The following is a 26,128-nucleotide window of genomic DNA, read 5'->3' as shown; positions in this document are numbered from 1 at the left end:
CATCGGATGGCGACGCTCCAACGTCTTCCTGGTGAAATTAGCGCTGTGGAACCACCCGATCCCATCCCGAACTCGGAAGTGAAACGCAGCTGCGCCGATGGTATTGCCGCCTAAGCGGTGAGAGAGTAGGTCATCGCCAGGATTTTTACCCGAAAACCCCGCTGATACGTCAGCGGGGTTTTCCTTTTTATGTAAGCACTGCAATCGCAAGATTGCGCAGCTGACCAGATTCGCTGTCCTGGCGCCTCGCGCTGACAGACAACGCTTTCTGGCGATCACAGCGCTGTGGAACCACCCGATCCCATCCCGAACTCGACAAGTGAAACGCAGCTGCGCCGATGGTAGTGCCGCCTAAGCGGTGCGAGAGTAGGTCATCGCCAGTTTTATTCCAAAAGCCCAGGCCTAAAGCCGGGGCTTTTTCTTTGCCGGATTGCCCCTGAGGGCATGATCTGGAGCGGGCAGTGCAGGGCCACGCAGACGGGGAAGGGCGCTGCTAGCTCATGCGGCCAATGAAACGACAAGGCCCCAGACCAGAACGCGGCGGCTCGTCACGGCACGGTCCTGGCCGGATCCTTGCACGGGGCTATCCCAAGCTTGTCTGCAATCCGTCGCTGCACCGCGCCAGCTCAGGATCTAGGCACTGCAGCCGGCTTGAAACAGCGGTTTGAACGGCAAGCCAAGGCCGGCCATGCGACCATGACGGCCTCGTCTTTGTTGTCATCACCGAGGTGTTTCCATGTCTGTCTGTCATGCCTATGCAGCCGCTTCTGCCGATGCGCCACTGGCTCCTTGGAGCTTCGAACGCCGTGAGCCGGGTGCCAACGACATCCGCATCGACATCGCCTACTGCGGCGTCTGCCATTCGGATCTGCATACCGCCCGCGGTGAGTGGGGCGGGACCCTGTATCCGTGCGTGCCGGGCCACGAGATCGTCGGCAAGGTCACTGCCATCGGCAGCAATGTCACCAGCTTCAAGGTGGGTGACCTGGCCGGTGTCGGCTGCCTGGTGGACAGTTGCCGCAGCTGTGAATCCTGCCAGGAAGGTGAGGAGCAGTACTGCAGCAATGGCATGACCGGCACCTACAACGGTGGCCCGGACGGAGTGAATACCTATGGCGGCTACTCCGACCACATCGTGGTGGATGCGGCCTACGCCCTGCACATCAAAGCCGGGCAGAATCTGGCGGCCGTGGCGCCGCTGCTGTGCGCCGGCATCACCACCTATTCGCCGCTCTCGCACTGGAAGGTAGGCCCGGGCCAGCGCGTGGGCGTGGTGGGCCTGGGCGGGCTGGGCCACATGGCGGTGAAGATCGCCAAGGCGATGGGCGCGCATGTGGTGCTGTTCACCACCTCCGAAGGCAAGCGCACCGATGCGTTGCGCCTGGGCGCGGATGAAGTGGTGATCTCCAAGGACCGCGAGCAGATGAAGGCGCAGGCCAATTCCCTGCATTTCATCCTCAATACGGTGGCCGCCTCGCACAACCTGGACCCGCTGATTGCCTGCCTGCGTCGCGACGGCACCATGTGCCTGGTGGGCGCACCGGAGCACCCGCATCCCTCGCCGCAGGTGTTTGGCCTGATCATGCACCGCCGCAGCATTGCCGGCTCGTTGATCGGTGGCATCCGTGAAACCCAGCAGATGCTGGATTTCTGCGCCAAACACGGCATCACCGCCGATATCGAAATGATCCGCGCCGATGAGATCAACACCGCTTACGAGCGCATGCTCAAGGGCGATGTGAAGTACCGCTTCGTGATGGATATGGCCACCCTGCAGGAGGGCGCGCAATGAACGCAGTGATCTGGCACAACGGCCGTTGCGGCACGTCGCGCAACACTCTGGCGTTGCTGCGTCATGCCGGGATCGAACCGGTGGTGCGTGAGTACCTGAAGGATGTTCCCAGCCAGGACGAGCTGGCCGACATGATCGGCGAGGCGGGCATCAGCGTGCGCGAAGCGATCCGCAGCAAGGAGGCGGCCTACACCGAGCTGGGTCTGGCCGATCCGTCGCTGGATGACTGTGTGCTGCTGGCGGCGATGGTGGCCAACCCGATTCTTATCAACCGCCCGTTCGTGCGCACCGAGCTGGGTGCACGCCTGTGCCGGCCTTCGGAGGTGGTGTTGCAGATCCTCCCCGCCCTGGCCACGCCCTTCACCAAGGAAGACGGCCAGGTCATCGGCTGAGTTGATGTAGAGCTGACGTTGCAACGCAAAGGGGCAGGCCAATGGCCTGCCCCTTCTGCGAGCGCCTGTACGCGTGCTCAGGCGGCGTTGGCGGCTTTGGCCTGGCCCAGCCACTGCACGATGCTGGCCGCCGCGTCACGGCCTTCTGCGACCGCGGTAACCACCAGGTCGGCACCGCGTACGGCATCGCCGCCGGCAAACACGCGGGCGTTGCTGGTCTGGTAGGGCAGCAGGCCCGGGTCACCGGTGATGATGCGTCCGTTGTTGCGGCCCTCGACCCCGGCCGCCTGCAGCCAGGCCGGCAGGCTGGGTGAAAAGCCGAAGGCGATGATCACCACGTCCGCTTCCAGCAGCGATTCGCTGCCTTCGATGGCCTGGGCATTGCGGCGGCCATTGGCATCGGCCGGGCCCAGTTCGGTTTCCACCACGGTCACGCCGATCACTTCGTCATCGGCGCCGGCCTCGATGGACAGCGGCTGGCGGTTGAACAAAAAGCGCACCCCTTCCTCGCGGGCATTGGCCACCTCGCGTGCCGAGCCGGGCATGGAGGCCTCGTCGCGGCGGTAGGCACAGGTGACACGGGCCGCACCGAGGCGGATGGCGCTGCGTACGCAGTCCATGCCGGTGTCGCCACCGCCGAGCACCAGCACACGCTTGCCGGCCAGATCCGGCAGGGCAACCTGATCTTCCCAGCCGGCGATCGGACGCCCGCCCGGGTCGTTGCCGGTGACGATGCGGCTGTTCTGCACCAGGAAGGGCAGCGCCGGCAGCACGCCCTTCAGATCCTGGCCGGGCAGGCCGCCATCGGTGTAGCGGTAGGCACCGGTGCCGACAAACACGGCATCAAATTCGGCCAGCAAGTCATCCACTGACACATCCTTGCCGATCTCCACACCGAGGCGGAACTGCACGCCCATGCCTTCGAGCACCTCGCGGCGGCGCTCAATCACCTGCTTGTCCAGCTTGAAGCTGGGAATGCCGAACTGCAGCAGGCCGCCAATCTGTTCATAGCGGTCAAACACCACCGCCTGCACACCGGCACGGGCCAGGCGGTCGGCACAGGCCAGGCCGGCCGGGCCGGCACCGATGATGGCCACCCGCTGGCCGGTGGCCTGCACGGTGTCCAGGTCCGGCTTCCAGCCGGTGGCCAGGGCAGTATCAACGATGTACTTCTCCACCGCACCGATGGTCACCGCGCCGAATTCCTCCAGCGTGCAGCTGCCTTCGCACAGGCGGTCCTGCGGGCAGACGCGGCCGCACACTTCCGGCAGCGGATTGGTCGAGTGGCACAGGGTGGCCGCTTCGTGGATGCGGTCTTCCTGCACCAGCTGCAGCCACTGCGGGATGGCGTTGTGCACCGGGCACTTCCAGCTGCAGTACGGGTTGCCGCAGTCCAGGCAGCGGCCGGCCTGGTACTGCGCATCGGCCTTGTCAAAGCGCTGGTAAAGCTCGCCCCAGTCACCGGCCACGCGCAGTTCTACAGGAATGCGCTGCGGCATCTGACGGGGCAGGTCGAGGAACTGGAAAGGCTGCTTGCGGCTCATGCGGTAAATCCACCAATCAATTCGGGAAGGAGCGGGCCGTGGTAACGGCCCGCTGCCGGGTCAGGCGGCGCGGCGCAGCGCGTCGGTCAGCGACTCGATGCTGGCGGCCTTGGGTTTGACCAGCCAGAACTTGCCGACGTAATCGCGGAACTCGTCCAGGATTTGCTGGGCCCAGATCGAGCCGGTCAGTTCGCGATGACGGCTGATCAGCCCATGCAGGTGCTGGCGATGGTTCTCGAAGCCCTCGGCACTGATGCGGTGGATGTCGATCAGCTCGTGGTTGAAGCGGTCCACGAAGTCGCGGTCGATATCCAGCACATAGGCCAAGCCACCGGTGAAACCAGCACCGAAGTTCAGGCCGACCTTGCCGAGCACGGCGACGATGCCGTCGGTCATGTACTCGCAGCAGTGGTCACCGGCCCCTTCGATCACCGCCAGCGCACCGGAGTTGCGTACCGCAAAGCGCTCGCCGGCACGGCCGGCTGCGAACAGCTCACCACCGGTGGCGCCGTACAGGCAGGTGTTGCCGATGATCGCGGTGGAGCGGGCCTCGAAGCGTGCGCCACGCGGCGGGCGCACGATGATGCGGCCACCGCCCATGCCCTTGCCGACGTAGTCGTTGGCTTCGCCTTCCACTTCCAGCTGCAGGCCATCAACGTTGAACGCGCCCAGGCTCTGCCCGGCGGTGCCACGCAGGCGCAGGGTGACCGGGGCATCGGCCATGCCGTGCATACCGTGCACGCGGGCAATCTGCCCGGCCACGCGGGTGCCGATGGAACGGTCGGTGTTGTGGATCAGGAAACGGTGTTCGCCGCCGGTCTTGTTGGCGATGGCATCGGCCAGCAGGCCGTCGATCTGGCTGGCCAGGCCGTCGGCCGGCTGGTACAGACGCTGGGCGGCGCAGTGGGCACCTTCAAATTGGGTAGGGGCGAGCAGACGCGACAGATCCACCCGCACACCGGGACGTGGTTCGACTTGCAGCTGCTCGAGCAGGTCGGTACGGCCGACGATCTCGTCCAGCGAACGCACACCGAGCAGGCTGAGCCAGCCACGCACTTCCTCGGCCAGCAGACGGAAGAAGTTCTCCACCCGCTCCGGCAGGCCGGTGAAGTAGTCCGCGCGCAGGCGCTCGTCCTGGGTGGCCACGCCGGTGGCGCAGTTGTTGAGGTGGCAGATGCGCAGGTACTTGCAGCCCAGCACGATCATCGGTCCGGTGCCGAAGCCGAAGCTGTCCGCGCCGAGGATGGCGGCCTTGACCACGTCCAGGCCGGTCTTCAGGCCGCCATCGGTCTGCAGGATGGTGCGGCTGCGCAGGTCATTGGCCACCAGTGCCTGGTGCGATTCGGCCAGGCCCAGTTCCCACGGCACGCCGGCATAGCGGATCGAGCTGACCGGCGAGGCGCCGGTGCCGCCGTCATGGCCGGACACGGTGATCAGGTCGGCGCCGGCCTTGACCACACCGGCAGCGATGGTGCCCACGCCGGCATGGCTGACCAGCTTGACCGAGATCAGCGCGGCCGGATTGACCTGGCGCAGGTCGAAGATCAGCTGGGCCAGGTCCTCGATGGAGTAGATGTCATGGTGCGGCGGCGGGGAGATCAGACCGATGCCCGGCTTGGCATAGCGCAGGCGGGCAATCAGCTCGTTGACCTTGTGCCCGGGCAGCTGGCCGCCTTCGCCGGGCTTGGCGCCCTGGGCCACCTTGATCTGCAGCACTTCGGCATTGACCAGGTATTCGGCAGTGACACCGAAGCGCCCGGAAGCCACCTGCTTGATCTTGGAACGCTTGTCGGTGCCGTAGCGGGCCGGGTCTTCGCCGCCCTCACCGGAGTTGGAACGGCCGCCGAGGCGGTTCATGGCAATGGCCAGCGCCTCGTGCGCTTCCGGCGACAGCGCGCCCAGCGAGATGGCGGCGGTATCAAAACGCTTGAACAGCGCTTCGGCCGGCTCGACCTGGTCCAGCGGCAGCGCGGTGGCGGCCGGGCGCAGGCGCAGCAGGTCACGCAGGGCCGAGACCGGGCGACCGTGCACGGCATCGCAATAGGCCTGCCAGTGGGCGGCATCGCCGCTGCGTGCGGCGCGCTGCAGGGTCAGCACCACGTCCGGGTTGTACATGTGGTATTCGCCGCCATGCACGTACTTGAGCAGGCCGCCGACATCGGGCTTGAGCTGGTCGTTGTAGGCCCGCGCACTCAGGGTGCGGGCTTCGGTATCCAGCCGCTGCAGAGAGACGCCGCCGATGCGCGAGGGGGTGCCGGGGAAGCACAGGGCAATCACGTCCTCGTCCAGGCCCACCGCCTCGAACAACTGTGCGCCGCGGTAGCTGGCCACGGTGGCAATGCCCATCTTGGAGATGATCTTGGACAGGCCCTTGTTGATGCCCTTGCGGTAGCGGCGGCCGATCTGCGACTGCTCGCCGCCCTTGCTCAGCTTGAGGATGCCGCGGCGGCCCAGGTCAAACAGGGTCTGGTAGGACAGGTACGGATACACCGCGGTCGCACCGAAGCCGAGCAGGCAGGCCATGTGGTGGGCATCACGGGCGGTACCGGTCTCGATGATCAGGTTCACGTCACAGCGCAGGCCGGCACGGCACAGGTGGTGATGCACCGCGCTGGTGGCCAGCAGGGCATGCACCATCGGCCGTTCGGGCACCGGGTAGCGGTCGGAGAGCAGCAGCACCACGATGCCTTCGCGCGCGGCTGCTTCGGCCTCGGCGCAGATGCGGGCAATGCCACCGGCCAGGCCCTCCTCGACGCTGTAGGACAGGTCGAGCAGGCGGTTGCGGTGGATGTACTGCTCCATCTTCAACAGCTGGCGCAGCTTGCGCTGGGACAGCACCGGCGAGTTGAGGATGACGTGGTTCACCGTCTCCGCGCCGGCATTGAAGATGTTGGTCTCCTTGCCCAGCTGGGTGGTGAGCGACATCACGCAGGATTCGCGCAACGGGTCGATCGGCGGATTGGTGACCTGGGCAAAGGCCTGGCGGAAGTAATCGTAGAGCGGGCGGTCGAGCTGGCTGAGCACGGCCATCGGCGTGTCATCGCCCATCGAGCCGGTGGCTTCCTGCTCGGTTTCGGCCAGCGGCCGCAGCACCTGCTCCACTTCCTCGGTGCTGAGCTGGAACAGCTTGTGGTAACTGCGCAGGGTGGCCTCGTCGAACGGCTCCTCCACCAGCGAAGGGTCGATCAGCTCGGTCTGCAACCAGGTCACGCCGTTGTGCAGCCACTGCTTGTACGGCGCGCGTGCGCGGTTGATGCGGTCAATGGCATCGGTGTCGAGCAGTTCGCCGCGCTTGAGGTCGATGGCCATCATCTCGCCCGGGCCCAGCTTGCCCTTGCGGATGACGCGCTCGGTCGGCACTTCCCACACACCGGCTTCGGAGGCGACCAGGAAATGGCGGTCGGAGGTGAGCAGCCAGCGCGCCGGGCGCAGGCCGTTGCGGTCCACCGTGCAGGCGGCATAGCGGCCATCGCAGGCGACGATGCCGGCCGGGCCATCCCAGGCCTCGGAATTGAGGCCGTAGAACTCGTAGAACGCGGCCAGGTCGGCGTCCTTGTACTCCAGCGACTGGGTCGCCGGCGGCACCAGGATGCGCAGGGCCTGGATCAGCTCCATGCCACCGGCCACCAGCAGCTCGAGCATGTTGTCGGCGCTTTGCGAATCCGAGCCATGCATGGAGATCACCGGGTCGAACTCGGCGATGTCAAAACGCGGGGTCTTCCACACCTTGCTGCGCGCCTGGGCCCAGCGGCGGTTGCCCTCGATGGTGTTGATCTCGCCGTTGTGGGCGAGCATGCGGAACGGGTGGGCCAGCGGCCAGCGCGGCATGGTGTTGGTGGAGAAGCGCTGGTGGAACAGGATCGCGCTGGCGGCCAGGTCGCTGCGCTGCAGGTCCGGGTAGAAGGTGGCCAGCTTGTCCGGCAGCACCATGCCCTTGTAGCTGATCGCATTGGGGGCCAGCGAGGTGACGTAGAAGTCGGCATGCTCGCGCAGGCGCTGTTCGGCGCGACGGCGGGCCAGGAACAGGGCCAGGGCGAAGTCGTCCTCGCTCTGGCCGACACCGGCGTTGACGAACAACTGGCTGATGCCGGGCAGGGTGTCGCGGGCCAGTGCGCCGCAGACGCTGTCGTCGGTGGGCAGTTCGCGCCAACCGGCCGGTTCGGCCCCGGTCTGCTGCAGCTCTTCGGCCAGCACCTGGCGGCACTGTGCAGCCGCGTCAGGGTCACGCGGCAGGAAGATGTTGCCGGCAGCGAAGTGGGTACGCAGCACGATGCCGGCATCGCCAGCGCAGTTGCGCAGGAACACGTCGGGTTTGCGGATCAGCAGGCCGCAGCCATCGCCGGTCAGGCCGTCGGCGGCCACGCCACCGCGGTGGGTCATCCGCGACAGGGCGCCGATGGCGGTATCCACCAGCATGCGCGAGGGCTGGTCATCGAGCTGGGCGACCATGCCGAAACCACAGGCATCGCGTTCGTCGTTTACGTTGTAAAGCCCACTACAGTTGCGGTGCGACATCGGTGCCTCGATCCGTCCAACAGGGGGCCGGATGCCTGGCTGATCGTCGATTGGGCGGATCGCTGGGCCCCGGGCAGTCGAATAGATCACAGCCATTACTGCGCCGCAACATAGGTTGCAGTGGCAACTTCAACGAAAACGGTCGACGTTTGTGCTGGTTTCTGCAGGCGGCTTGCCTGCTTTCAACCAGGCCGATGTTTTCATTGTGCAGATGCGGTCGCAGACCTGGATTGCGGCGGGCCCGGCCAGTGATACCTGGCCCGTGCCGGAGGGCGTGGGCCAGGGCGAACAGGAGGGGCTCAGCCGCAGCTGATCGACTCGATCTTGCCGTTGTCGTCGAGCATCACGGTCAGGCGGTCGATGCGGTAATCCATGGTCACGGCCATGCCCGGCTTGACCACCCGCACGTGACGGACATTGGCCTTGATCCGTGCCTGCTCGTAGACCTCGGCGCTGCCGGTCTTGCCGGCAAATTCGGCCAGGTCGGCATTTTCACAGTTGTAGTTGCCGCCATCACTCTGGATCGCCGGCGGTACTTCGTTGCTGCCGCCGCTGGACGGGGACGTTGCACAGGCGGTCATGGCCGCGCACAGCGGCAGGGCAGAAAACAGGGCAAAGCGCATGGTCATGTCCTTGGTCAGGGTGTGGCCCAGTGTGCACCAGATGTGCGGCCGATTCCGGGCGCCCGGTTGCAGGCTCAGCGCAGCAGCCAGCCGATCAGCAGCGCATTGGCCAGGTCGATGAAGAAACCGCACACCAGCGGCACGATCAGGAAGGCCAGTGGTGCGGCGCCGTACTGGCGGGTGACCGCTCCCATGTTGGCCACCGCGGTGGCGGTGGATCCCAGAGTGATGCCGCCAAAGCCCGCGCAGACCACGGCCGCCTCGTAATTGCCACCCATGGCCCGGAACACCACCAGCACGGTGAACAGCACCACCAGGCTGACCTGGACCAGCATGGCCATGCTGATGAAACCCAGCAGGGGCTGCAGCTGCCACAGCTTCAGGCCCATCAGGGCCATGGTCAGGAACAGGCCCAGGCAGATGTCCGACACCAGGGCGATGCCCGGGCGCATGCTGGGCAGGTTCCACAGCTCGGCGTGCCGGCGGCCGAGCACATCGCCGCACGAACGCAGGGCGATGCCGGCCAGCAGGCAGCCGACAAAACCCGGCAGGTTCAGGCCGGTGTGGCCCAGCGCGTTGCTGATCAACTGGCCCAGCATCAGGGCGACGTTGAGCCAGAACAGGGCCAGCAGCACGCCGTGGTAATCGAGCCGGTCACGCGAATGGTCGCCATGCAGGGTGCCGACCTCGACATTGGCATTGGCAGAGGCCTGGATCGCATGGCGGCGGATCAACCAGCTGGCCATCGGCCCGCCGATCACGCAGGCAGACACCAGCCCGACCATGTTGGTAACCAGCCCCAGGTCGGTGGCGCCCTGGATCTGCAGGGTGTCGTTGAAATACGGTGCCCAGGCCAGGGTGGTGCCGACTCCGCCGGTCAGCGCGATCGAGCCCACCATCAGGCCGGCGCGGTGGTCCATGCCGAACAGGCTGGCCAGGCCCATGCCGGCCAGGTTCTGGATCAGCATGAAGGCACACGACAGCAGCACCAGCAGCACCAGCAGGCGCCCGCCGGAGAACAGCTGGCCGATGCTGGAGTTCAGGCCAAGTGCGGCGAAGAAATACAGCAGCAGGACATCGCGCAGGCCGAGGCTGAAGTCGATTTCAATGCCGGCGGCGTAGTACAGCAGGCTGCACAACAGGGCACACAGCACGCCGCCAATCACCGATTCGGGGATGCCGTAACGCTGCAGCACGTCAAAGCGTGCCGCGGTTGCCTTGCCGATGAAGAACAGCAGGATGGCCAGGGTGACGCTGGCCAGCGCGTCTATCTGGACGATGGACGGTGCAGGTGACACGGGCAGCATCCTTGGCTTGGGGCATCACCCACATCATGCCCGATGCCCGCCGGGCCCTGCCCGGCAGGGGCGCAACGTCGGTTTACCGCTGCCGGCGGACTCGGGCAGGATGGCAAGCCTCGACCATCACGCAGCAAGGAAGGGCAGTGAAGGACAAAACGGTTCTGGTCCTGGGTGGCTACGGTCATTTCGGTGCGCGCATCGTGCGCGCGCTGGCCGCCAGCCCGGGCATCACGGTCATTGCCGGTGGCCGCCATCCACCGGCGACAATGACAGATCAGGCCGGTGCCCCCCTTGCCGGTGTGCGTTGCCTGGCCATCGATGCCGCCGCCCCCGACCTGGTTGAGCGCTTGCGTGCCAGTGGTGCCGGCCTGCTCATCCATGGCGCCGGGCCCTTTCAGGGGCAGGACTATGCAGTGGCCTGCGCCTGCATCGAGGCCGGCCTGGATTACATCGACCTGGCCGATGGGCGGCAGTTCGTGCGCGATTTCCCTGCCTGGCTGGATGCACCTGCGCGCCAGGCCGGGTGCAGTGTGATCAGTGGCGCCAGCACCCTGCCGGCCCTGTCCAGCGCCGTGGTGGACGCACTGGCAGCACGCCTGGATCAGCTGGAGGAGATCGACATGGTGATTGCCCCGGCCCAGGCCTCGCCGCTGGGCCTGGCCACCGTGCAGGCGGTGCTGGGCTATTGCGGCAGCGCATTTCCGGTGTGGTGGCAGGGGCGCTGGCAGGAAATGGTCGGATGGGGCTCGCCGCAGACGGCGCAGTTTGCCCGCCTGCCCCCGCGTCTGGCTGCGCCCTGCGATGTGCCCGACCATGACGTGCTGCAGCAGCGATGGCCACAGCTGCAGGGCGTGCGTTTCCGCGCCGCACTGGAGCTGCCGTTCCTGCAGCGCTGCCTGGCTGGCCTGGCCTATGTACGCCAGCTGGGGCTGCCCTTGCCGATGCCCCTGCTGTGCCGGCTGCTGGCCCGCTGCGGGCGCTGGTTTGACCGCTTCGGCAGTGACCTGGGCGGCATGCGGGTGAGTGTGCGCGGGCAGCGCAATGGACAGCGGCTTGAATGCCACTGGGATCTGACCGCACCGATGTTGCACGGGCCGGAAATCCCCACCTTTGCCGCCATCGTGCTGGCCCGGCGCTGGGCTGCCGGCCAGCCATTGCCGGTGGGCGCGCACGTGTGTGTCGGGCTGCTGGAGCTGGCCGAATTTCAGGACGAGTTCGCGCGCTGGGGCATCCACAGCCAGATCAGCGCGCCGGCAGGTCATTGACCGACGCAGGCAGCAGGTTGCGGGGGGCGCTCATGTGCCTGCGGCATTGGCACGAAACGTGAGCGTGGTTACGGGCAGGGATATTTCAGGTTTTTCCGACAGGAAACGCTGTGGCCTTGTGCTCTGATGGGGCAGGGGCGAGCAGCAAGCAATCAGGAAAAGGTATGCGCCAGCACTGCAGGGAGAGACAACATGCGGAAACTTTTTGCGGCAATCACCTGTGCCGCGGTGGTGGTGATGGTGCTGTTCTCCAGCGGTTGTGTGCTGCGCGCCATGACTGACCCCACCTATCTGGCACGTATGGATGTCCGGCACCGGGCACCACCGGCACCGCCGCTGAAGCGCAATCCCCATCCAACCGCCTACGAGCTCATCTTGACCCTGCATGACCCACCCGGGCCGTTTGTCCGTGCCGAGGGGTTCATGCAGTACGAGACCAAGCTGGCCGATCCCTGTGGTCCGGACCTCGGGGGTATGTCCGGTACCCGCATGGGGTTGCATGAAAGCATTCCCTTCGATGTGGAACAGGTGTCGCCGGGTGTATTCCGCGGTGTGGTGTATACCGATCTGATCGAGAGCCATGACTATTTCGGCCTGGGGATTTGCCATGTGCCGATGATTGCCGCACGGATCGTGCTTTGGCCGACAGAAAATTCGGGAGAAACTCGATTTTTTGAATCAATGTCGACTCGTGAAATTCAGAGTGAATCAGTGATTCAGTCAGGATTCCTACACAGCGATTACCCCAATGGAGGGTTTGAAGATACCGCGGCGATGCGCTATCGCGTTGGTACTCCATTGAGGTCGCGTGTCAAGGAAAGTGATCTTTTCAATGTGGATATTCGATCAAGAAAGTTGTGATGGAATATTCATGGGAGTAGTCACGGATGAGTACCCTGGTAAATTCCTATCTACCTGTTGATTCGTACAGGCAGAGCGATTCGCGGGATCCTGATGAGGAAATGGAAGTTGATGGTCGATACTTTCAGGTAATCAGAACCTTCGGTGGATTGTTCGGGTATCAGGGGGTTCTTTACCAAGACACGATAAGCGGTGATTTGGTTCTGGCTCACAGAGGAACCGAGTTCGGGCGTCAACCTGTTCGAGACGGGGTGATTGCCGACCTGGGCATGGTTCTGACCGGCTTGAGTTCGCAGGTGGCTGCAGCCAAGCAGGCCACCGAGGCTGCGCTCGAATATGCAAGGGACAAGGCCAAGGACTGTGGGCCGCTGACATTGACGGTCACCGGGCACTCGCTGGGAGGCCTGCTTGCCCAATACACCGCCCATCGCTACGGTCTGCGTGCCGAAACCTTCGATGCTTATGGCGCCGGGGGCCTGGTGGCCGATCTCAACCCGGATGTGGGGCATATCGTCAACCATGTCCGGGCTACCGACTTTGTCAGTGCTGCCAGCGGGCACGTCGGCGAGGTTCGTCTGTATGCCGCGCAACAGGATGTGGACGCGCTGCATCAAGCCGGTTACGCCAATGACGGGCGGCGTTGGAGTGATGTGCGCAATCCGCTCCAGGTCATGGCCGGAGTCGGGATCAAGGCCCATTACAGCCGTAATTTCCTGCCGGAGAACGATCTGGCTATCGGCGGGTCGATCGTCAGTGCGCAGAACCAACAACGCTATCAGCACTACCAGCCGATGTTCGACAAGTACCGTGCCGATGTGGCCAGCGTGCACAACCTCATGGCCTTGCCGCGCAATCTGCTCGATACGGTGACCGACCATGTCCGCCATGCCGTGAGCGGGCGACCGCTGGAGCGCGATGCCGCTGAATTGATGGCCACGGCCTGTGCTGCGCCACAGCCGGCCTTGCAGCTCGATGGTGGTTTGTTGGCAAACGAACGCGTTCAGGCGGAGAAGCAGACGCCGTTGTATCAGCAGATAGAGGCAGGCGTAGCGCAGTTGGAAGCAGGGTTGGGGCGGGCGACCGACGCGACTTCGGCGCGGGTTGTTGCCAGCTTGTATGCACAGGCACGGCAGCAAGGCATTACACAGGCAGATCAGGTGTTGATCGGAGGTGACGCGCAGGCCCCTGTTTTTTTTGTGGTGCAGGGCAAGGTGGATGACCCTGGACACCTGCGTGCCCATGTTCCGTCTGCGCAAGCTATCGCCACCCCCGAAGCGGTTTCCATGGATGCAGCAGCACATCAGCCGGGGCAGACGGTGCCAGGGTTTATCGTCGATAGCCGGGAACAACCCATGCAGGTTTCCTTGGGGCGGTGATGGTGCGCGAGCTGTGTTGGGTATGCCCGCCCCTGTGGCCGTCATGCAATGCCGTGTGGTTTCAGATTCTGCTGGTCAGAAATATCCGGTTCTGAAGTCAGGCCATACACGGCCGTGCCTGTGTACTGACTGTTGCCATCCCGTTGCGGGTTCGGCGATCCATGTTGCGATGAGCTCAAAGAAAGTCATGCACTACGCAGTAATCATCTGGCTGTGCTCAGTGCGGTGCGTGCTCATCATGGTTTGCCATCGTTCGGCAGGCTGGCCGGTACCGATGCCAGCTGCCGCAGCAGCAAGGCCAGGGTGACCACGTCCTGATGGTTGTGGGCGGCAACGCGATGGAGCAGGTCGCTGCTGCCACCGCGCAGGTAATCCAGCCAGGCGCCGGGAGCCTGGCTGCCGGGCAGGTCGTCCTCGCGCACGATGCCCAGCACGTTGCGCTCGATGGTGCCCAGGCGGCAGTTCTCCCATAGCCCCTTCCAGCGCCGCCGTGACGGGTGCAGCAGGTCGATGTGGTCGCAGGCCGACAGCGGCTCGGGCAGACGGGCAAGCCGGTAGCGGGTCTTGAGCAGCGGCGCGTCGTAGCTGCGGCCATTGAAGCTGGACAGCACGGTATCGGCAGCCAGCCAGCCGGCGAAGGTCTGCAGCATCGCGCTTTCCGCGCCGAGGGTGGCCATCAGCAACTGGCGCACGCGCAGGCCCGGGCCATGCACGGGATCGTGGTGCCAGTCGGCCGCGCCGATCATGAAGGCGCGGGTGCCGGTACCACCGGCCAGGCCAGTGGTTTCGGTGTCAAAGAACAGCAGCCGGGCGGCTTCCACCGTCGCCTCCGGGCGGCGTGCGAAGTCCAGTGGCAGCGGTGCCGCGGGGATGGCCATGGGCACGTGTGCCTGCTGCAGCCACAGGCCGGGAGCGATCTCGTCACCGGGCAGGTCGCGGCGGTCGGATGCGTTGTGGATGCCGGGAGGCGCAGTGGCCTGGACACGCTGGCGTGTGGCCAGCAGGCGCTGCAGGTCGCCCACATTGCGCGGGGTGATCACCGTGGTTGCGCTGGGGGAGGGTGTGGCGATTGCCGCTGCCCTGGCCAATGCCATGCCCGGGATGGAAGCCGGCAGTGCCTGGTCGGTGTGTGTGCGGGTTGGGCTGGCGGGCGTGGCGTGGCGGATGGCCGTGTTGATCCAGTCCAGTGCGGACGTTTGGCTGGTGGCTTGGGATGTCGCGGCCGGGGCCGCTCCCACAACAGCAGCCGGCGTCGGGGCTGTTCCCACTGCTGTGGCCGCAGTTGGGGTGTCGGGGGCCGTCGCGAGGGTGTGGCGATTGCATGCTGATGGCCTCAAGGCGGTGGGCTTGCCATGGGCGCGTGCTGCCAGGGCGGCAGGGTCGGCGTGGCGGATGCTGGTGTTGATCCAGTCCAGTGCGGAAGTTTGGTCAATGGGCCGGGATGTCGCGGCCGGGGCCGCTCCCACAGCCGCAGGCGTCGGGGCTGTTCCCACCGCTGTGGCCGCAGTTGGGGTGTTGGGCACAGTCGCGAGGGTGTGGCGATTGCGTGCTGATGGCCGCAGGGCGGTGGGCTTGCCATGGGCGCGTGCTGCCAGGGCGGCGGGGTCGGCGTGGCGGATGGCCGTGTTGATCCAGTCCAGTGCGGAAGCGTGGCCGGTGGTTGGGGATGTCGCGGCCGGGTCTGCTCCCACAACAGCAGCCGGCGTCGGGGCGATTCCCACAGCAGCCGATGGGGCAGACCGGAGCATGAAGCGTCTGGCTGCGCTGTGGGTTGTGCGTGCGAGGGTGACGGATGCTTCGGCAGCGGTTTCCAGGGGGAATTGCCCCATTGGCGGTGGCATCGTTGCCGAAGCCGAAGCCGAAGCCGAAGCCGAAGCCGAAGCCGAAGCCGAAGCCGAAGCCGAAGCCGAAGCCGAAGCCGAAGCCGAAGCCGAAGCCGAAGCCGAAGCCGAAGCCGGTTCTAATTCTGCGGCGTGGGCAAATACCGGAGCGGCGGAAGCGGACAAGGGCAGGCCGGTCGGCGTCGCCACTGCGGCGGCATCGGCCGCCCCGGCCTGGCGGCGCAGCGCACGCAGCTTGTCCAGGGTCAGGCTCATGGCAGCAGGTCGATCGCCTCGATCGCAGGCGGGGCCACGCTTGCCACCTGGCCGCAATGGGCGGCGTGCAGCAGCTGCAGCACGGTGTGCGCCAGTACGCGTGGGGTCTGGTTGTTGCCCTCTTCCTGGGCAGCCAGCACCGGGCCGACACAGGCGGGGCAGCCGCAGCGGCAATCACAGCCATCCACCAGTTCCAGTGCGCGTTGCACCAGTTCGGCCTGACGCAGCCACAGCGGTTCGGACAGGCCGACGCCGCCGGGGAAGTTGTCGTACAGGTAGACGGTGGGCACGAAGCTCTGCAACAGCTCGACGTTGCCCTCGCTGCCGCCCTCGCTGCGCAGCTGGCCATGGCCACTGGCATCGGCCAACGCAAACCAGCTGCCATCACCACTGCCCACCGATTTCTGCAGGTCGCGGGCATCGGCCATCACCGCGACGGTGGCGACGATGTGCAGGGCGTGGGCCGCACCAAGGAAACCATCCAGCGCGTCCTGGCGGCTGGCAAAGGCGCGCAGCAGGGTGGCCTGCGGCAGCTGCCACCACACCGCCGTGGTGTGCAGTTCCTGGTCGGGCAGGTTGACTGGCCCGTAGCCGATGTTCTCGTGGGTGTAGTAGCGGATCTTCTTGTAGCCGGCCACGCGGCGCACCACGTGCACCTCGCCATGGTGGCTGTCACCGGCACCGGCCGCGCCACCGTCGAAGCGGTCCAGCACCTTGAGCTTGGTGTAGTCGATCGAATCGGTGTAGTAGTCCACGAAGGTACGGGTGACATAGGCCTTGCGGCCTTCCCAGTCCAGCTGCTCCACCTGGTAGGGGGTGGACTGCACCATGTGGATGGCGCCTTCGTACAGGGTCAGTGCGGCGGCCGAGTAATCCACCTCGGCAATGATGCGCTGCTGGCCGTCGCTGCGGTCCACCACCACGAAGTTGCCATCGGCCACCGCGCGCAGGCTGACGCTGTTGGCCGGGTAGCTGTCGGCAATCCACTCCCAGCGCCCGGCTTCCAGAAGCAGCACGCCGGCTTCGACCAGGGCTTCCAGGAACACCAGCGGGTCGATGGTGCCGAAGGCTTCGCCTTCGATGAAGGGCAGCTCGAAGCTGGCGCAGCGGATGTGGTCGAACAGGATCAGCGGCTGGTCCGGGGCGATGCGGGCATGCTCGGGGCTGGCGCTGGCAAAGAAGTCCGGATGGCGCACCACGTACTGGTCCAGCGGCTGGCTGCTGGCCACCATCACGCCGAGGCTGGGCTGCTGGCGGCGTCCGGCGCGGCCGAAGCGCTGCCAGGTGGCGGCCACGCTGCCGGGATAGCCATTGAGGATCACCACGTCCAGCGCGCCGATGTCCACGCCCAGCTCCAGCGCGGAGGTGGAGACGATGCCGTCGATGTCGCCGGCGCGCATCGCCCGCTCGACCTCGCGCCGTTCGCTGGGCAGGTAGCCGCCACGGTAGCCGCGGATGCGCGGAGGCTTGCGCGGGTCATGGTCGAAGATGTCCTTCAGGTACTTGGTCAGCACCTCCACCATCAGCCGGCTCTGTGCGAACACCAGGGTCTTCAGGCCGCTCTTGATCGCGATGCGGGCAATGCGGTTGGCCTGCGAACGGGCCGAGGCACGCAGGCCGAGGTCGGCATTGACCACCGGCGGGTTCCACAGCAGCACATGCTTGTCGCCGCTGGGCGCACCGGATTCAGTGATCGCGGTGACCTCCTGCTCGATCAGCGCCTGGGCATGCGCGTGCGGGTTGCCGATGGTGGCCGAGCAGAGGATGAACTGCGGCGCCACCCCGTAGAAGGCACAGATGCGCTTGAGCCGGCGCAGCACGTTGGTGACATGGCTGCCGAACACGCCGCGGTAGGTGTGGATCTCGTCGATCACCACATAGCGCAGGTTCTCGAAGAACTGGGCCCACTTGGTGTGATGCGGCAGGATCGCCTGGTGCAGCATGTCCGGATTGCTGACCACGATGTCGCCGTGCAGGCGGATGGCCTGGCGCGCATCGCCCGGGGTGTCGCCATCGAAGGTGAAGGCCTTGACCCCCAGGTCGCCGGCACGGTTCAGATCCAGCAGCTCGGCCACCTGGTCCTGGGCCAGGGCCTTGGTCGGGAACAGGTACAGGGCCTTGGCATTGCCGGCCATCGCCGCGGCCACCACCGGCAGGGTGTAGCACAGCGACTTGCCCGAGGCGGTGGGGGTGACGATGGCCACGCTCTCGCCGCGCTGGGTCGCTTCCCAGGCCTGGGCTTGGTGGCTGTAGAGCTGGCCGATGCCGCGCGCGCGCAGGGCCGCCTGCAGGGCATCGGGCACGTCATCGGGAATCGGGGCATAGCGGCCTTCGCGCCCGGGCACGGTGAAGCTGCCGGTGACGCGGTCGGCATAGCGCCGGCTCAGGCGTTGGCCGAGCAGGGCACCGTCACGGCTGGGGCGGCCATCGGTGGTGGCCAGGGCCTGTTCGGCAGCGACGGTGCGGGGGGCAATCGGGAAGACCATGGAAAGCAACAAGGCCGAGCAAAGGGGCACAGCTAACCATAGGCCGGTCTCAGCCCCTGCGACGCCTGCCGGAAGTGGGCATCGGCGCGAGGCGGCAGTGGCCGGGTTGGCCGGTGTTCAGTCCGTGGATGCCAGATCCGGCAAACTCGCTCATCCCACTGCGTTGGCGGCACCGATGAAACACCTGCTCTGGCTCTTGTTGTGCCTGCCGCTGTTGGCCCAGGCGCAGTCGCTTGCCGAACCGCCCGCCGGGGAGGACGCCGCACAAGCCAAGGCCGGGCACGCGCCGGTGCGTACCCTGGAGACCATCGAGGCCCTGCGCCCGCCGGTGGACTGGGCCCCGGATCCGTTCGCGCGCCGCCCGAATCATTTCGATGGCCGTTTCGGCCGTGGCCCGAGCCCGGAAGAGATTGCCCTGCAACAGGGCGGCTACCTGATGTACGGCATCACCCAGGCGCTGGCCAAGGGCGGCAGCTGGCTCAACCGGGTCACCGGTGGCCCGGCCCAGATCCAGCACGCCAATGCCCGCGACGTGCCGCTGGATGACGAGCAGATCGCGCGTGCCGCGCGCTGGGCCAGCCCAGAACCGCCTCAGGGCGACTGAGCGTCGCCATCGTCCTGGTACTTGCCGGCCGTGCCGGGCAGGGCCCAGACCAGGGCATCGGTGATGAAGGCCGGGTACACGCTGCCATGGTCGGTGCCCTGCAGTACCCGGTAATCCACCTGCAGCCCGGTGTAGCCATGGCCCTGCAGCACGTCGGCAAAGCGTTTGACGTCGCCGACCATGTCCTTGCCATCGGGGCCATAACTGCGCTCTTCCTCGCCCGGGCGCTCCCAGCCGCCGATGTACATGCGTACCCGTGCCGGCAGTGCGTTGTCACCGGCCTGCGCGCGCTGGGCAGCTGACGCCTGTTCGATGCGGAAGATCTCGCCCTGGTCGAACCACAGTGAGGGGCTGCCCAGGATGTAGGTGCTGAACAGCTGCGGCTGGGTCAGCAGCACATAGCTGCCGAACAGCCCGCCGTAGGAGTGGCCGGCATACACGCGCCGGGCCGGATCGGTTCGGTAGGTGGCTTCCACCAGCGGGATGACCTGCCCGGCGATCAGGTCACGCCAGGCCCGGGCCTGGCCGTACTCGGGCGCTTCGTAGTCACTGGGGTCAAAGCCGGCACGCTGGCGTGGATCGGTCGGGGTGTAGTCGCGTGAGCGGCTGTCGCGCAGGCTCAGGCCGGTCTGCGGCGGCATGCCGACCAGGATGAATTCTTCAAAGCGGTTGTTGCCGCGGCCCATCAGGTTGCGGATGCCCACCAGCAGCGGGAACGACCACGGCGCATCGGTGGTGTAGAGCACCGGATAGTGGCGCTGCGGCGCGCTGGCATAGGACGGCGGCAGGCTTACCCAGAGCGGATACTCCCGGCCACTGTCCGGGTCGGTGATGTGGTGGCTGTGGGTGCCTTCCAGGACAACGGCCGGCGGGGCTGGCGTTGCCGGGGCGCGGCCGCTGGAGCTGCAGCCAGCCAGGGCGATGATCAGGCCGGCCAGCAAACCGGTGCGGTGCCATGAGGCGGTCAGGGAGGCAAGGGTCATGTGCCGAGTATGCGTGGCTGGCCGGCAGCGCGGAAGCCGCCGGCCATGCCAGGCTCACTGCTGCGCTGATTGCTCGGTGCGCTGCAGTTTCTCCACCGGGTAGCCCATGCGTCGGGCCTTGTCGACCAGGCGGTCATAGGTGGCCTGGTCCAGGTCTGGGTCACGCGAGAGGATCCACAGGTAATCTTGCTTGGGTGAGCCGACCACCGCCCACTGGTAGTCCTTGTCCAGGTCGATGACCCAGTAGTCACCCCAGACCATCGGCAACCAGGACAGCCAGCCCGGGGCAAAGCGCACCTCCAGTTTGGAGGTGGAATCACCGACCGTGCGGGCCTCGCCGTCGACCTGGTTGAAACTGCCGTCCTCGGTACGGCAGCGGTTGCGCACGTCAATCATGCCGTCTTCGCGCGGCGTATAGAGGGCGGTGGTGTCACCGGTGCAGGCACGGGTGAACACCATCGGCAGGCTGGCCTGTTCATACCAGGTGCCGGCATAGCGCTGCAGGTCCACATGGTCCACGGTGGTGTTGGGCAGGGGATCGGCCAGCGTGTCGGCTGCGATGGCCGGCAGGGCGAGGCAGGCAGACAGGGCGAGCAGCAGGCGGCAGGTGCGGATCATGGGCAGGTCACCGGAAGGCAAGGCTGGCCAGTGTGGCCGAGCGCTTGCCTGCGAGGTGTCTGCCTGGCGTGCAGCGGGCATGAAAGCGCCCGCTGCCGTGTGTTGGGCCTGCTCAGGAGGTGAGGCTGGCAGCCATCGCATACAACGCGGCCAGCACCACCAGCACGCCATAGGTGGCGGCGGTGGTGGCAAAGCGCAGGCTGTGCAGCAGCCAGTTGCCGCCATACACGCGGCGCTGCATGCACCACAGATACACCGGCACGCTCAGCCACAGCGCAGTGGCCAGCAACGAGGACACGGTGCCGAGCACGGCCACGCCGGAGAGGGCGGCCAGCGCGTTGAGCGCACTGACCACGAACAACACGCTGAGCAGCCAGGCATGGCTGTACAGGGCCACCACCAGGTGCTCCAGGTAGCCCATCGGCCGGCGCCAGTAGAGCAGCCGCAGGACCAGAGCCAGCAGCGGCATCATCACGATCAGCGCGGCCGGCAGGGCGGCGATGAATTTTCCCAGCAGGTACTTCCAGTGGGCCTGGTCCGGCTTCAGGTTGGCCTGCAGGCGTTCCAGACGCTGGTTGATCGCCGCATTGGCCCAGCCCGGCAGGGCGGACAGCTTCACCGGGTTGTCCACCGGATGCCATGGCCGCTGCTGGTCGCTGCCCAGGCGCAGGTCCAGTGCCCGTTCGCTGACGGTTGGCGGGCGGCCCTGCAGCACGTCGATGCGTGCCGTGGCCGCTTCGCTGATGGCTTGACGCGCTGCCAGTGTCGCGGTGTGCGTGGTCAGGTCGGCGTTGTCGGCCACCGGCAACCCGGCCAGCAGGCTATCGCGCTGCTGCACCACCTCGGCCGGGCTGGTCAGGCTGGCGAAGGGGTCGTTGGTCGGAACCACCCTGACCACGCTGTCATCGGTGGAGACCGACAGCCGTGCCATCAGGAAGGCGAACAGCGACAGGATCACGAACAGGCGCAACGGCGGCAGGTAACGCACGCGCTGGCCGGCCAGGTAATTGGCGGCCACCCGGCCGGGAATCCACAGCTCGCGCAGGCTGCGGAAGATGCGCCCGTCCAGGTGCCAGAACGACTCGAACACATCCTCCACCGCGTGGGCGAAGGACTTCAGCGGATTGTGCGCGGCCTGGCCACACTGGTGGCAGTACTCACCCTGCAGGGCGGTGTGGCAGTTCTGGCAGGCAGCGGCGTGGGAATGGGTCACGGAAGCAGTCGCAGCAGGGGCAGTGCCACGCTGGCCCTGCCGAGGAAGCAACGATAGTCAAACCGGCGCTGGCCGGGGAGGGCGGCAAGTCATGCCGGCCCGGCTGCCCGCGTGCTGTCACACAGCGCCATGCGGTGATACAGACCGATACCCAGGCGCCGGAAAATGCCGGGGTTGATTCATTTTTGCAGGCCTACCTTGGACTTGTCGCAGCCACCTGCGCTGTCCTGTCTGGAGCATCACCATGAAGACCCTGTTCTCCACTGTGCTTGGCCTTGGCCTGCTGGCCTCGGCTGCCGCCATCGCCGCTCCGGCGCCGGCAGCCCATGGTGATGGCCACCGCACCCACCCGGCCAGCACCCCGGCCCCGCAGCAGCATGCGCAATCCGGCAAGGCCCAGCCGGCACAGCAGCCGGCCCGTCCGGCCCAGCACAGCCAGGCCCAGCCGGCACGTCAGCACGCCCAGCCCGCCGGCCATGCCACCAGCCAGGCCTATCGCAAGGGCGGCCATCTGCCGGCCGGCCAGCGTGGTGTACGCATGAGCGACTGGCGCGCCAAGGGCCTGCGCAGTCCGGGGCGTGGCCAGCAGTGGCATCAGCTGGACGGGCGTTATCTGTTGATCGCCAGCGCAAACGGTTTGATCGTGGACATCCTGTCTGCCCGTCGTTGAGCCGGCCCTGTTGCAGCGGTCGATCCCCGGGGCGGCCGCTGACCTGGCCGCCGTACAAAGCTGCCACAGCGTGCCGTGATGGTGTCCAATACCCGGCATGACCGCACGATCCACTCCGCGCCCGGCCCGTCCGGTTGCCGCGCCCGCTCCCCTTCTGCATCCCCGCAACCGCCATCAGGGCCGTTACGACCTGACGCGTCTGGTGACGGTGCATCCGCCACTGCGTGATTACCTGATCCGCACCCCGGCCGGCAGCGACAGCATCGACTTTGCTGCCCCCGCTGCGGTGCGCGAACTCAACCGCGCGCTGCTCAAGGCCGATTACGGCATTGCCCACTGGGACATTCCCGACGGCTACCTGTGCCCACCGGTCCCGGGCCGGGTGGATTACCTGCACGGGCTGGCCGACCTGCTGGCCGAGGACAACCACGGCCAGCTGCTGCAGGGGCCGCAGGTGCGGGTGCTGGATATCGGCACCGGGGCCAACCTGATCTACCCCCTGCTCGGCCAGGCCGAGTACGGCTGGCAGTTTGTCGGCACCGATATCGATGCCGGCGCGCTGGCATCGGCCCAGGCCAACATCCAGGCCAATGGCCTGCAGGCGCAGATCGAACTGCGTCAGCAGACTGCACGCGGCAGCATCTTTGCCGGCCTGCTTCAGGCGCAGGAGCGTTTTGCCCTGACCCTGTGCAATCCGCCGTTCCATGCCTCGGCTGCCGAGGCGGCACGTGGCAGCCAACGCAAGCTGGGCAACCTGGCCGGCAGCAAGCCGTCAGCCGCGGCGACAGGCAAGCGGGGCGCCCCGGCGTTGAACTTCGGTGGCCAGGCCAACGAGCTGTGGTGCACCGGTGGCGAGGCCTCGTTCCTGCGCCGGATGATCAAGGAGAGCGTGGCCTGCCGCGAGCAGGTGCTGTGGTTTTCCTCCCTGGTGGCCAAGAGCGAGCACCTGGCCGACATCCACAAGCAGCTGGGCAAGGCCGGTGCGCTCCAGGTGCAGCAGGTGGACATGGCCCAGGGCAACAAGCGCAGCCGGTTTGTGGCCTGGAGTTTCCATGCCCCCGCCGCACGCCAGGCATGGCTGGCCGGCCTGGCCTGAGCCTGCGTGTGGGTTACAGCGCGGTGCAGACAAACAGGCCCACGCAACAGACCATTGCCGCCGCCCACAGCAGCGAGCGCAGGCTGGCGGTGTCACGCAGATAGGCGGCGATGTAACCGGCACGCAGCACGATGAAGGCACAGGCCAGGCCATCGACCAGGCCTTGCCGTACATCGGCCTGCTGGGCCAGCAGCACGCCGGCGATGAAGATGGGCAGCGCTTCGAAGCTGTTCTGCTGGGCGGCATTGGCGCGTGCCTGCCAGCCTTCCAGCCCGGCCATCCACGCGCGTGGGTTGCGGTTGTCAAAACCGCCATCCCGGCGCGGCTTGCCGAACCCGGGGGATTTGGCGATGCCGGCACACACGATCGGCAGCAGGCAGGCAATCAGGACGCAGGCAGTGGCAAGGGTCATGGGATGTCCGTCATCTGGAGGGCAGGGCCAGCTTGGCAGGTTGTGGCCCTGCGTGCAGCGGCTGCTGCAGGCGTGACCTTTGTCATCCCTCCGGCGGCGTGGCCATTGGTATAACAAACGCTGACCTTCAGCCTCACCATTTGCGGAGAATCCCTCATGCGTTCGCTCGTTTCCCACAGTGCCCTGGCCTTGGCCCTGGCTGCCGTACTTGCCGGTTGTTCGCCGGGCCCTTCGTCGGCGCCGGAGGCCGGCCGTACCGCCAGCGCCGAACAGGTGCAGGCCGAATCGCAGCGCCTGAATGCCTGGTTTGATGCGCAGTACGCCGAATGGATGACCTTCTCTCCGCTGATGCTCAGCTTCCAGGGCAGCAAGCAGCTCAACGACAAGCTGGACGATGTGTCCGAAGCCGGTGCCGATGCGCGCATCGCCTGGCTGGAGGCCTCGGTCAAGGCGATGGAGAGCCAGTTTGATTTTGACAAGCTCGATGCCGAGACCCAGACCTCGTGGGAGCTGTGGAAGCGCCAGTACGAGAACGAGCGTGACGGCAAGGCCTACCGCCTGAACCAGTACGCGTTCGACCAGATGAACGGCATGCAGTCGACCCTGCCGATGCTGCTGATGAACTTCCACACCGTGGACAGCGAGGCCGATTACCTGGCCTACATCGCCCGTTTGAATGAAGTGCCGCGCTTCTTCGGCCAGCTGCTCGAGCATGCCCGCAAGGCCGAGGCTGCCGGCACCCTGCCGCCGCGCTTCGCCCTGGAGGCGGTGGCCCAGCAGTCGCGCGCGCTGGTGTCCGGTGCGCCGTTCAATGCGGGCAGTGACAGCGCCCTGTGGGGCGACCTGCAGCGCAAGGCCGACGCCCTGGCCAAGGCCGGCACCATTGACCAGGCCCGCGCGGATGAGCTCAAGGCACAGGCGCGCACGGCACTGGTGGACAAGGTGCAGCCTGCCTACACCCAGATCATTGACTGGGCCAGTGCTGCCGCTCCCAAGGCCCTGCTCAACCCGGCCGGTGTGGGCACCACCCAGGCCGGCAACAACGGTGCCGATTACTACCGTTACCAGCTGCGCCAGAACACCACCACCGACCTGAGTGCCGAGCAGATCCACGAGATCGGCCTGGCCGACGTGGCGCGCATCCGCGGCGAGATGGAGGCGATCCAGAAGCAGCTCGGGGTGGAGGGCGACCTGCAGGCCTTCTTCAAGCACGTCACCGCCAACCCGGCACTGAAGTACGCCAATACCGACGAGGATCGTGCCCGTTACATGGCCGACACCAATGCGGCCATCGACAACATCCGCAAGGTGCTGCCGGAGTACTTCGGCCTGCTGCCCAAGGCACCGCTGGAAGTGCGTCGCGTCGAAGCTTTCCGTGAGCAGCCCGGTGCGGCCCAGCATTACTACCCGGGTACCGCCGATGGTTCACGTCCGGGCATCTACTACATGCACATGTCCGACATGGCAGCCATGCCCAAGACCGAGCTGGAAGTGATTGCCTACCACGAGGCATTGCCGGGCCACCACATGCAGCTGTCCATTGCCCAGGAGCTGACCGGCCTGCCCAAGTTCCGCACCCAGCTCATGCTCAGTGCCTATGCCGAAGGCTGGGGCCTGTACACCGAGCGCCTGGCCAAGGAGATGCCGGGCACCTACCAGGATCCGTATTCGGATTACGGCCGCCTGACCTCGGAAATGTGGCGCGCGATCCGCCTGGTGGTGGACACCGGCCTGCATGCAAAGGGCTGGACCGAAGCGCAGGCGGTGGAGTATTTCGCTGCCAACAGTTCGATCCCGCGTGCAGCGATGGAATCGGAAGTACGCCGTTACCTGATCATGCCCGGCCAGGCGACCTCCTACAAAATCGGCATGAACAAGATCCTCGAGCTGCGTGCCAAGGCTGAAGCCGAACTGGGTGACAAGTTCGACATCCGTGGCTTCCACGACACCGTCCTCGGTGGTGGCGCATTGCCGCTGGACCTGCTGGAAAAGCGCGTAGACCGCTGGGTCGCCGGGCACAAGGCCGCCTGAGCAGGCCTGACCCCGATCTGCTGATCGTTCCCGGGCGGTGCCGTTGAAGCGGCACCGCCTTTTTGTTTCCTGCCTGTTGGCCACACAGACGTTGCGTGATCAACCCGGTCCAGCGCAGGCGTGGGCCGGACGTGGCGGTTTGATGGTGCGCTGCTGACATACGGCTGTTAATGGCGGACTGAGTGACTTGCTGTTCTGGCACTCTGTTTTATTTATTATGTTTTATGTGTTTATTATTTGTCTCTGTAAG

At 66.2% G+C, this 26,128-nt stretch carries 19 protein-coding genes and 2 rRNA genes; 11 read left to right on the top strand and 10 right to left on the bottom strand.

Translation table 11 applies throughout. The features are described from left to right. The first annotated feature begins 27 nt into the window (after positions 1-27). From rrf (ABB30_RS06565) to arsC, 4 genes are all read left to right on the top strand, one after another. Positions 28-142 (top strand): 5S ribosomal RNA (gene rrf, locus ABB30_RS06565). 125 nt (positions 143-267) lie between these two features. Beyond that, a 5S ribosomal RNA gene (gene rrf, locus ABB30_RS06560) occupies positions 268-383 on the top strand. Between the two features lie 353 nt (positions 384-736). Continuing rightward, the gene (locus tag ABB30_RS06555; RefSeq protein WP_057637516.1) at positions 737-1,792 is read left to right on the top strand and encodes an NAD(P)-dependent alcohol dehydrogenase; all 1,056 of its coding nucleotides are present in this window, start codon (positions 737-739) and stop codon (positions 1,790-1,792) included. Next, complete coding sequence (gene arsC / locus ABB30_RS06550) at positions 1,789-2,184, top strand: arsenate reductase (glutaredoxin) (protein WP_057637515.1); 396 nt, start codon at positions 1,789-1,791, stop codon at positions 2,182-2,184. The genes ABB30_RS06555 and arsC overlap by 4 nt, the downstream gene beginning before the upstream one ends. A 77-nt stretch (positions 2,185-2,261) precedes the next feature. Here arsC and ABB30_RS06545 read toward each other — a convergent pair whose 3' ends face one another. From ABB30_RS06545 to gltS, 4 genes are all read right to left on the bottom strand, one after another. Beyond that, the gene (locus tag ABB30_RS06545) at positions 2,262-3,728 is read right to left on the bottom strand and encodes an FAD-dependent oxidoreductase (RefSeq protein WP_057637514.1); all 1,467 of its coding nucleotides are present in this window, start codon (positions 3,726-3,728) and stop codon (positions 2,262-2,264) included. Positions 3,729-3,788: 60 nt separating this feature from the next. Then, positions 3,789-8,243 carry a glutamate synthase large subunit gene (gltB, locus tag ABB30_RS06540; protein WP_057637513.1) on the bottom strand — a complete coding sequence of 1,485 codons (4,455 nt, stop codon included), beginning with the start codon at positions 8,241-8,243 and terminating at the stop codon, positions 3,789-3,791. A gap of 299 nt (positions 8,244-8,542) precedes the next feature. Further along, positions 8,543-8,872, bottom strand: a complete 330-nt coding sequence (locus tag ABB30_RS06535; protein WP_057637512.1) for an I78 family peptidase inhibitor — start codon at positions 8,870-8,872, stop codon at positions 8,543-8,545. Between the two features lie 68 nt (positions 8,873-8,940). Then, entirely contained in the window at positions 8,941-10,164 is a 1,224-nt protein-coding gene (gene gltS, locus ABB30_RS06530; RefSeq protein ID WP_245626441.1) for a sodium/glutamate symporter, read from the bottom strand. A 146-nt stretch (positions 10,165-10,310) separates the two neighbouring features. On the opposite strand from gltS, the gene ABB30_RS06525 reads away from it, so the two are divergent. The 3 genes from ABB30_RS06525 (at position 10,311) to ABB30_RS06515 (ending at position 13,669) form a co-directional block, all read left to right on the top strand. Further along, a complete protein-coding gene (locus tag ABB30_RS06525) occupies positions 10,311-11,432 on the top strand; it encodes a saccharopine dehydrogenase family protein (protein ID WP_245626440.1) in 1,122 nt (373 codons plus the stop codon). Positions 11,433-11,624: 192 nt separating this feature from the next. Beyond that, positions 11,625-12,293 carry a hypothetical protein gene (locus ABB30_RS06520; RefSeq protein ID WP_057637510.1) on the top strand — a complete coding sequence of 223 codons (669 nt, stop codon included), beginning with the start codon at positions 11,625-11,627 and terminating at the stop codon, positions 12,291-12,293. Between the two features lie 26 nt (positions 12,294-12,319). Beyond that, positions 12,320-13,669 carry an XVIPCD domain-containing protein gene (locus tag ABB30_RS06515; RefSeq protein WP_152980617.1) on the top strand — a complete coding sequence of 450 codons (1,350 nt, stop codon included), beginning with the start codon at positions 12,320-12,322 and terminating at the stop codon, positions 13,667-13,669. 236 nt (positions 13,670-13,905) lie between these two features. On the opposite strand, the gene ABB30_RS16765 is transcribed toward ABB30_RS06515, so the two are convergent. Both ABB30_RS16765 and ABB30_RS06505 read right to left on the bottom strand, forming a co-directional pair. Continuing rightward, complete coding sequence (locus ABB30_RS16765) at positions 13,906-14,763, bottom strand: ribonuclease H-like domain-containing protein (RefSeq protein ID WP_245626439.1); 858 nt, start codon at positions 14,761-14,763, stop codon at positions 13,906-13,908. A 998-nt stretch (positions 14,764-15,761) separates the two neighbouring features. Further along, complete coding sequence (locus ABB30_RS06505; RefSeq protein WP_057637508.1) at positions 15,762-18,251, bottom strand: DEAD/DEAH box helicase; 2,490 nt, start codon at positions 18,249-18,251, stop codon at positions 15,762-15,764. Positions 18,252-18,426: 175 nt separating this feature from the next. Here ABB30_RS06505 and ABB30_RS06500 point away from each other — a divergent pair, with 175 nt between their 5' ends. Next, the gene (locus ABB30_RS06500; protein WP_057637507.1) at positions 18,427-18,855 is read left to right on the top strand and encodes a hypothetical protein; all 429 of its coding nucleotides are present in this window, start codon (positions 18,427-18,429) and stop codon (positions 18,853-18,855) included. Here ABB30_RS06500 and ABB30_RS06495 read toward each other — a convergent pair. From ABB30_RS06495 to ABB30_RS06485, 3 genes are all read right to left on the bottom strand, one after another. Continuing rightward, positions 18,843-19,838, bottom strand: coding sequence for an alpha/beta hydrolase (locus ABB30_RS06495; protein WP_083489736.1), 996 nt, complete (start codon positions 19,836-19,838; stop codon positions 18,843-18,845). The genes ABB30_RS06500 and ABB30_RS06495 overlap by 13 nt on opposite strands. A 54-nt stretch (positions 19,839-19,892) precedes the next feature. Further along, positions 19,893-20,453: a lipocalin family protein gene (locus tag ABB30_RS06490; RefSeq protein ID WP_057637517.1), complete on the bottom strand. Its 561-nt coding sequence runs from the start codon at positions 20,451-20,453 to the stop codon at positions 19,893-19,895. Positions 20,454-20,568: 115 nt separating this feature from the next. Continuing rightward, the gene (locus ABB30_RS06485; RefSeq protein ID WP_057637506.1) at positions 20,569-21,669 is read right to left on the bottom strand and encodes a DUF3667 domain-containing protein; all 1,101 of its coding nucleotides are present in this window, start codon (positions 21,667-21,669) and stop codon (positions 20,569-20,571) included. Positions 21,670-21,913: 244 nt separating this feature from the next. Here ABB30_RS06485 and ABB30_RS16175 point away from each other — a divergent pair, with 244 nt between their 5' ends. Both ABB30_RS16175 and rlmF read left to right on the top strand, forming a co-directional pair. Continuing rightward, on the top strand, positions 21,914-22,339 hold the full coding sequence (locus tag ABB30_RS16175; protein ID WP_057637505.1) for an RcnB family protein: 426 nt from the start codon (positions 21,914-21,916) through the stop codon (positions 22,337-22,339). 97 nt (positions 22,340-22,436) lie between these two features. Continuing rightward, positions 22,437-23,435, top strand: coding sequence for a 23S rRNA (adenine(1618)-N(6))-methyltransferase RlmF (gene rlmF / locus ABB30_RS06475; protein ID WP_057637504.1), 999 nt, complete (start codon positions 22,437-22,439; stop codon positions 23,433-23,435). A 13-nt stretch (positions 23,436-23,448) separates the two neighbouring features. Here the strand turns inward: rlmF and ABB30_RS06470 are convergent, their stop codons facing one another. Then, positions 23,449-23,847, bottom strand: a complete 399-nt coding sequence (locus ABB30_RS06470; protein WP_057637503.1) for an MAPEG family protein — start codon at positions 23,845-23,847, stop codon at positions 23,449-23,451. A 156-nt stretch (positions 23,848-24,003) separates the two neighbouring features. On the opposite strand from ABB30_RS06470, the gene ABB30_RS06465 reads away from it, so the two are divergent. Next, the gene (locus ABB30_RS06465) at positions 24,004-25,878 is read left to right on the top strand and encodes a DUF885 domain-containing protein (protein ID WP_057637502.1); all 1,875 of its coding nucleotides are present in this window, start codon (positions 24,004-24,006) and stop codon (positions 25,876-25,878) included. The last annotated feature ends 250 nt before the right edge of the window (positions 25,879-26,128 follow it).

This window comes from Stenotrophomonas ginsengisoli (assembly GCF_001431485.1).
GTDB lineage: Bacteria > Pseudomonadota > Gammaproteobacteria > Xanthomonadales > Xanthomonadaceae > Stenotrophomonas > Stenotrophomonas ginsengisoli.
Note: the sequence above shows the minus strand (reverse complement) of the source record. Positions and strands in the feature narration are given on the sequence as shown.